Origin of the sequence: Psychromonas sp. B3M02, from assembly GCF_003318165.1 — a bacterium.
Lineage (GTDB): Bacteria > Pseudomonadota > Gammaproteobacteria > Enterobacterales > Psychromonadaceae > Psychromonas.
Genome location: NZ_QOCB01000035.1, coordinates 1 through 7023, shown reverse-complemented (window position 1 = coordinate 7023; position 7023 = coordinate 1). Strand labels below are relative to the sequence as shown.

Here is a 7023-nt window from a genome sequence, read left to right as displayed (position 1 = left end):
TAATACAATTGGTATTACATATTTAAAGACATAAAAAAACCAGCCGATTGGCTGGTTTGTATATTAGTGAGTATTAAAAACTAATTAGAATTCCGCAGTACCTGGTGCACGTGGGAATGCAATTACGTCACGGATATTTTGTACGCCCGTTACATATGAAACTAAACGCTCAAACCCAAGGCCAAAACCAGCGTGTGGTACAGTACCGTATTTACGTAAGTCGCGGTACCAGCCGTAGTCTTCTTTATCTAAGCCCATTTCATCAAGACGCTTATCTAGTGCAACTAAATCTTCTTCACGTTGACTACCGCCAATGATTTCACCAATACCTGGTGCAAGTACGTCCATTGCCGCTACCGTTTTGCCATCTTCATTTAGTTTCATGTAGAAAGCTTTAATGTCTTTCGGGTAGTTTTGAAGAATGATTGGCGCACCAACGTGTTCTTCAGCAAGGTAACGTTCATGCTCAGATTGTAAATCCACGCCCCATTCAACAGGGTACTCAAATGTTTTGTCACATTTTTGTAGAATGTCGATGGCATCAGTGTAATCCATACGTACAAATTCAGAATTAACCATCTTCTGTAAACGAGTGATCGCTTCTTTATCTACACGCTCAGCAAAGAAAGCCATATCATCAGCACGTTCTGTTAATACTGCGTTAAATACATATTTCAACATATCTTCAGCTAGTTGTGCCGCATCCGCTAAATCAGCAAATGCAATTTCAGGTTCAACCATCCAGAATTCTGCAAGATGACGAGTTGTGTTTGAGTTTTCAGCACGGAAAGTTGGGCCGAAAGTGTAAACATTGCTTAATGCACAAGCATAGGTTTCAGCATTTAACTGACCAGATACCGTTAAGAAAGTCTCTTTACCAAAGAAATCTTTTTTGTAATCGATTTTACCTTGGTCGTTACGCGGTAAGTTTTCTAAATCTAAAGTACTTACCTGGAACATTTCACCAGCACCTTCACAGTCACTGCCTGTGATGATAGGTGTGCTGATCCAGTTAAAGCCACGCTCATAAAAGAAGTTATGGATAGCATGTGATAAACAGTTACGAACACGTGTCACCGCACCAAACATGTTTGTACGAGGGCGAAGGTGAGCATGTTCGCGCATGTATTCAATACTGTGGCGTTTTGCAGACATTGGGTAAGTATCCGGGTCTTGTACAAAACCTAACACTTCAACTTTAGTTGCTTGAAGTTCGAATTGTTGACCTTTCCCTGGGCTTTCTACTAGTTCACCCGTTACTGCAACACTACAACCAGCAGATAAATTTAATACATCTGCAGTGTAATTTTCTAATTCAGCAGGCACAACTGCTTGGATCGGATCAAAACATGAACCGTCGTAGATATTTAAAAATGAGATGCCAGCTTTTGAATCACGACGTGTACGGATCCAGCCTTTTACTGTCACTTGGCTGCCTAATGCAAATTTGCTGTTGAAAATATCAACAATGGGTGTTTTTGACATCTTAAATTGTGCTCCATAATCACAGGGTTAACTGTTTTATACTAAAAATATTGATAGCTGCATATCTTACCTTGGATAGATTCAGATACAAGCCTCTGACCTTATATTAATAACACTATTGCCAGTTAAATAAGCACTTAAATAGTGTAATAAGTTATTTTACTAAACATGGCTAGCTGGTTAGTGGTTTTATTTGGGTTATCTATTTACTTAACTCCTCACAGACTTGGAAAATTGCATCGCAGAGTTTGGTTAATTGTGACTGCTTAATAATATAAGGCGGCATAATATAGATAAGTTTGCCAAAAGGGCGAATCCATACTCCGGCGTCTACAAATTGTTTTTGGATAGATGCGAGGTCAACTGCTTGGTGTAACTCTACGACGCCTATTGCGCCCAATACTCTTACTTTGTTCACTGCTTTCAGTTTGTTACAAGGTGTAAGTTGTTGTTGTAATTGTAAAGCGATCGTTTCAACTAATAGCTTCCAGTCACTATTGAACAGCATAGCTAAGTTGGCATTAGCAACGGCGCAAGCTAATGGGTTCCCCATAAAAGTAGGGCCGTGCATAAATACACCTGCCTTACCTTGGCTAATTGTATTAGCTACTTTCTTAGTTGTTAATGTTGCAGCAAAACTCATATAACCACCGGTTATTGCTTTACCTAAACAGAGAATATCTGGACTAATTTGAGCATGCTCACAAGCAAATAATTTACCAGTTCGCCCAAAACCAGTTGCGATTTCATCAGCAATCAATAGTACATTATATTGATCACATAACTTACGAACTGCCTTTAGATAATTAGGATGGTAAAAATGCATACCACCTGCACCTTGTACAATGGGCTCCAAAATCAATGCAGCAATTTGATTATGTTTTTCTTCTAATAATTTAGTCAGTTCATACATTTCACTATCATTCCATTCTTGATCAAAAGCGATAGTGGGTTGCTTAGTAAAGTAATTTTTAGCAACAAAGTCTTGATATAGTTCATGCATGGAGCCGTCAGGATCGGTAACACTCATCGCTGCAAAAGTATCTCCGTGATACCCTTTTTTTAATGCAACAAACTTGGGTTTCGCATACCCTAATGATTGCCAGTATTGCAAAGCCATCTTTATGGCAACTTCCACTGCAACACTGCCTGAATCACTGAAAAATACTTTATTTAAACCGTCCGGCGTTATCTCAACTAATGTTTTTGCTAAATCAACGGCAGGCTGATGGGTTAAACCGCCAAACATGATATGTGACATCTTACCTAATTGCTTTGTGGCAGCTTGATTTAGGGCGGGTACATTGTAACCAAACAAACTGGCCCACCAAGAAGACATTCCATCCACTAATTGCTCGCCAGATTGTAACTGAATCAAACACCCATCAGCACTGGTTACTGGGTAACAAGGAATTGGTGCGGTCATTGAAGTATAAGGGTGCCAAATATGTTGTTTATCGAAATCAAGGTCAACTACGGTCTTTGATGAAACTCTATTGTTCATTTATCATCCAATTGTAAAGGTTTTTATAAGTTTTAGGTTGACAGTGTAACGTCCAATATTAAACTAACCAAATATTTTTCAACTTAGGTCGCCTTAATATGCTTAACCAAAATCAACCCCGTCATGACTGGACAGTCAGTGAAGTTAATGATTTATTTGCATTGCCATTTATGGATTTAATGTTCAAAGCACAAACTGTACACCGTGCTAATTTCCCCAATAATCAAGTACAAGTCAGTACTTTATTGTCCATTAAAACAGGTGCTTGCCCCGAGGACTGTAAATATTGTCCACAAAGTGCACGGTATGATACTGGTCTTGAAAAAGAAACATTAATGGAAGTTGATAAAGTGATCAAAGCGGCTAAAGAAGCCAAGGCAACGGGTTCTACACGTTTTTGTATGGGCGCAGCCTGGAAGAATCCTAAGCAACGTGATATGCCTTATTTAGTTGAGATGATTAAAGAGGTTAAATCGTTAGGGCTTGAGTCTTGTATGACACTAGGCACGCTGGACAATAATCAAGCCGAGCAATTATCTAGCGCTGGATTGGACTACTACAATCATAATTTAGATACTTCGCCTGAATATTACGGTGAAATTATCACCACTCGATCTTATCAGGAACGATTAGACACTCTAGACCACGTTCGTAATTCCGGTATGAAAGTGTGCAGTGGCGGCATTGTCGGTTTAGGCGAAGAGGGCAAAGACAGATCCGGTTTATTAGTACAATTAGCAAATATGCCTGTTCAACCAGAAAGTGTACCCATTAACAAATTAGTAAAAGTCAAAGGTACACCTTTAGATAATGTTGAAGATCTGGATGACTTTGAGTTTATTAAAACCATTGCGATAGCACGTATTCTTATGCCGAAATCACATGTACGTTTATCTGCTGGGCGTGAAGATATGTCTGAGCAAACTCAAGCCTTGTGTTTTATGGCCGGGGCTAACTCTATCTTTTATGGTTGTAAGTTATTAACCACAGCAAATCCAGATGAAAACTCCGATATGCGTTTATTTAATAAATTAGGTATTAACAAAGAAGAGATTAATTTCTCTCCCTATGAAACTGAAAAAACCGTAGATGCTGCCATTATTCGTCATGCCGAACGCGGTGAACTATTTTATGACGCAACCAGTAAGTTATAACCATGTCATTTGAATTTATTGAGCTGCAACTTGCACAACAAAAACAGCAGCACTTACACCGGTCAAGTGTTGCTATCAGTGGTAAACAAGCTCGTCATATAAAGGTAAATGACAAATCCTTCCTGAATTTTTCAAGTAACGATTACTTAGGGTTGGCCTCAGAGCCAGCTTTGGTCAATGCCTGGAAAAAAGGAGCTGATCTGTTTGGAATAGGCAGTGGTGGATCATATTTAGTGACGGGTTATAACCAGGTGCACCAAGATGTTACTGAGCAATTAAAAAGCTGGTTGAATCTTAATGCCATCGCGTTGTTTAATTCAGGTTATTCGGCTAATCAAGCGATTGTGAAATTGCTACTCAGTAAAGGTGATTTAATACTGCAAGATAAATTAAATCACGCATCCCTTATCGAAGCTGGTCTGTATAGCCAAGCTAAGATGAATCGGTTCAAACACAATGACTTGTCACATTTAACACAGTTACTGGATCGTTACCAATCCATACACAATAAGTTAATTATTTCTGAAGGTGTGTTTAGCATGGACGGAGATACTGCGCCAATATCTGACTTATCGAGCATAGCTAAAAGCAATAATGCTTGGTTGATGGTTGATGATGCACATGGTTTAGGTGTGTTGGGTGACCGGGGTAAGGGCTGTGTCAATAATGCACAGGTTGACCAACAAGAGGTTGACATTTATATGGCTACCTTTGGTAAAGCGTTAGGTGTTGGCGGTGCATTTATTGCGGGTTCAACTGAGTTGATTGATTATATTAATAACTTTTCCAAACCTTATATATACACTACGGGGTTACCTCCTGCCATGATTTATTGCATTGGAGAAGCGGCTAAGTTAGCTGAACAACAGCAATGGCGACGTGATCATTTAGCTGAATTGATTGCAGATTTTAAAACGCTTTGTTCAGGATTTAATATCCCCTTAATGGACTCAAATACTGCGATACAACCTGTTTTAATCGGCAGCAGTTCACAAGCCCTATTAATCAGTGATTACTTGAAGCAACAGGGAATATGGACAACGGCTATCCGCCCGCCAACGGTTCCTGTTAATAGTGCAAGGTTACGGGTAACGATCACCGCTAACCATTGTAAATCAGATATTCTGTTACTCGCACAACAACTAAAGCAGGCAATTGATGCAAATAACCATTGATAAACAAGCCGTGCAGGCATCATTTTCGAAAGCAGCTAGCCGTTATGATATTTTTGCTGATTTACAACGTGAGATAGGGCACCAATTGTTGGGCTTAGTTGATGAACCAAAGAGCAGTGCCAGTGCCCTTGATTTAGGCTGTGGCACGGGATATTTCTCTCAATTATTGAATAACATCAACACAGTCAAACAATTAACCTGTTTTGATTTATCACCAGCGATGCTTGCTCAGGTAAAACAAAAACAGTTAACAGGTTGTCGTTTAATCGAAGGTGATATAGATAACTTGCCTTTTGACCCCTGTCAGTTTGACCTTGTTTTTTCCAGTTTAGTATTACAATGGAGTCAAGACCTAACTAGTTGTTTAATGCAGATTAAGCAGGTATTAAACGATAAAGGCACACTGTACTTCTCAACCTTATTAACCGGCTCATTGTTTGAATTAGAGCAAGCCTGGTTAAGGGTAGATAAACACCAGCATATAAATCAGTTTTTAAGTAAGCAACAAGTCACTACTGCATTACAAGAGGCAGGATTTACTGATATTGAGTTAGGTACTGAAACACGTATTAAACGATACCCAGACATAATTTCAGTTATGAAAGCCTTAAAAGGTATTGGTGCAAATCATGTACATGGCAAAAAACAAGATCACCTTTCTGGCAAACAACTATTGGAAAAATTAGCGCAAGCCTATCAAGCTTTTGTCGATGATAACGGTATGTATTGCCTGAGTTATCAAGTGTGTTATGTCGTGGCTAAAGTAAGTAATTAAAAAGGGCAAGAATAGATGGTAAGAGATAAGAAAGTAACGATACACGCTGTAAACACTACCTATTTTGTCACGGGTACGGATACCGACGTTGGCAAAACCGTGTGCACTCGAGCTCTGTTACAAGCCGCGAATCAACAAAATAAAAGTACTATTGGTTACAAGCCAATTTCTGCGGGGTGTGAGATGACAGATTTTGGTTTACGCAATGAAGATGCATTAATTTTACAAAAAAACAGCAGTACTTCATTACCCTATGAAATGATTAATCCAATTGCTTTTGCACAACCTATTGCTCCCCATATTGCAGCTTCTGAAAATGGCGTGAAGATTGATGTTAAGCAAATCGAAGATGGATTAACCCACCTGCAAGCAATGCAAAGTGATCTCATTTTCGTTGAAGGTGCAGGCGGTTGGCATTTACCTATCAATGGACAGCAACTTTTATCCGATTGGGTTGTTGAAAAGCAATTCCCTGTGATTTTAGTGGTGGGGTTAAAACTTGGGTGTTTAAATCATGCCTTGCTTACCGCTAAAGCCATTCAACAAAGTGGCTTAACACTGGTGGGTTGGATAGCAAATCATGTTCAACATGATTTGCCCTATGCAGAAGAAAATATTAATTCCTTAACAGCGTTAATTAATGCGCCTTTATTAGGCGTAATACCGTTTTTGGATAATGTTGATGAGCAAGACCTGAGCAACTACATTAATATTGAATTTAATAGGTTGTTAGGTGTTTAACAGTTACCTTTTTTAGCTTGACCTGGCGGGCAAAAGGTTCCACTACTTTTCGATTGTTTGGTATGACTTCTGGTGTGCTTATTTGTATCATCAACGATAACTTTGGGGCCACTAACTTTAACTGAAGGTCCTATCACTTCACATCCTGTTAATGTTGTTAATACTAAAAATGAAAATAATTTTAAAAAT

7 protein-coding genes are annotated in these 7023 nt (G+C 39.0%); 4 read left to right on the top strand and 3 right to left on the bottom strand.

Going from position 1 to position 7023, the window contains the following annotated elements; genetic code table 11:
• Window positions 1-84 precede the first annotated feature (84 nt).
• Together asnS and bioA are read right to left on the bottom strand one after the other, a co-directional pair.
• Window positions 85-1485, bottom strand: a complete 1401-nt coding sequence (gene asnS / locus DS885_RS05175; protein WP_113818338.1) for an asparagine--tRNA ligase — start codon at window positions 1483-1485, stop codon at window positions 85-87.
• A 202-nt stretch (window positions 1486-1687) separates the two neighbouring features.
• Window positions 1688-2989 carry an adenosylmethionine--8-amino-7-oxononanoate transaminase gene (gene bioA / locus DS885_RS05170; RefSeq protein ID WP_113818337.1) on the bottom strand — a complete coding sequence of 434 codons (1302 nt, stop codon included), beginning with the start codon at window positions 2987-2989 and terminating at the stop codon, window positions 1688-1690.
• A gap of 98 nt (window positions 2990-3087) precedes the next feature.
• Here bioA and bioB point away from each other — a divergent pair, with 98 nt between their 5' ends.
• Genes bioB through bioD form a run of 4 tightly spaced genes read left to right on the top strand, consistent with a single transcriptional unit; the run spans window position 3088 to window position 6834 of the window.
• Window positions 3088-4143: a biotin synthase BioB gene (bioB, locus tag DS885_RS05165; RefSeq protein ID WP_113818336.1), complete on the top strand. Its 1056-nt coding sequence runs from the start codon at window positions 3088-3090 to the stop codon at window positions 4141-4143.
• A gap of 2 nt (window positions 4144-4145) precedes the next feature.
• Window positions 4146-5318 carry an 8-amino-7-oxononanoate synthase gene (gene bioF / locus DS885_RS05160; protein ID WP_113818335.1) on the top strand — a complete coding sequence of 391 codons (1173 nt, stop codon included), beginning with the start codon at window positions 4146-4148 and terminating at the stop codon, window positions 5316-5318.
• Window positions 5302-6093, top strand: coding sequence for a malonyl-ACP O-methyltransferase BioC (gene bioC, locus DS885_RS05155; RefSeq protein ID WP_113818334.1), 792 nt, complete (start codon window positions 5302-5304; stop codon window positions 6091-6093). Before bioF ends, bioC begins: the two co-directional genes overlap by 17 nt.
• 15 nt (window positions 6094-6108) lie before the next feature.
• The gene (bioD, locus tag DS885_RS05150) at window positions 6109-6834 is read left to right on the top strand and encodes a dethiobiotin synthase (protein WP_113818333.1); all 726 of its coding nucleotides are present in this window, start codon (window positions 6109-6111) and stop codon (window positions 6832-6834) included.
• Here bioD and DS885_RS17600 read toward each other — a convergent pair.
• A partial coding sequence (locus tag DS885_RS17600; protein ID WP_113818332.1) for a hypothetical protein occupies window positions 6831-7023 on the bottom strand: 193 nt, incomplete at its 5' end. The two genes, bioD and DS885_RS17600, sit on opposite strands and share 4 nt — an antisense overlap.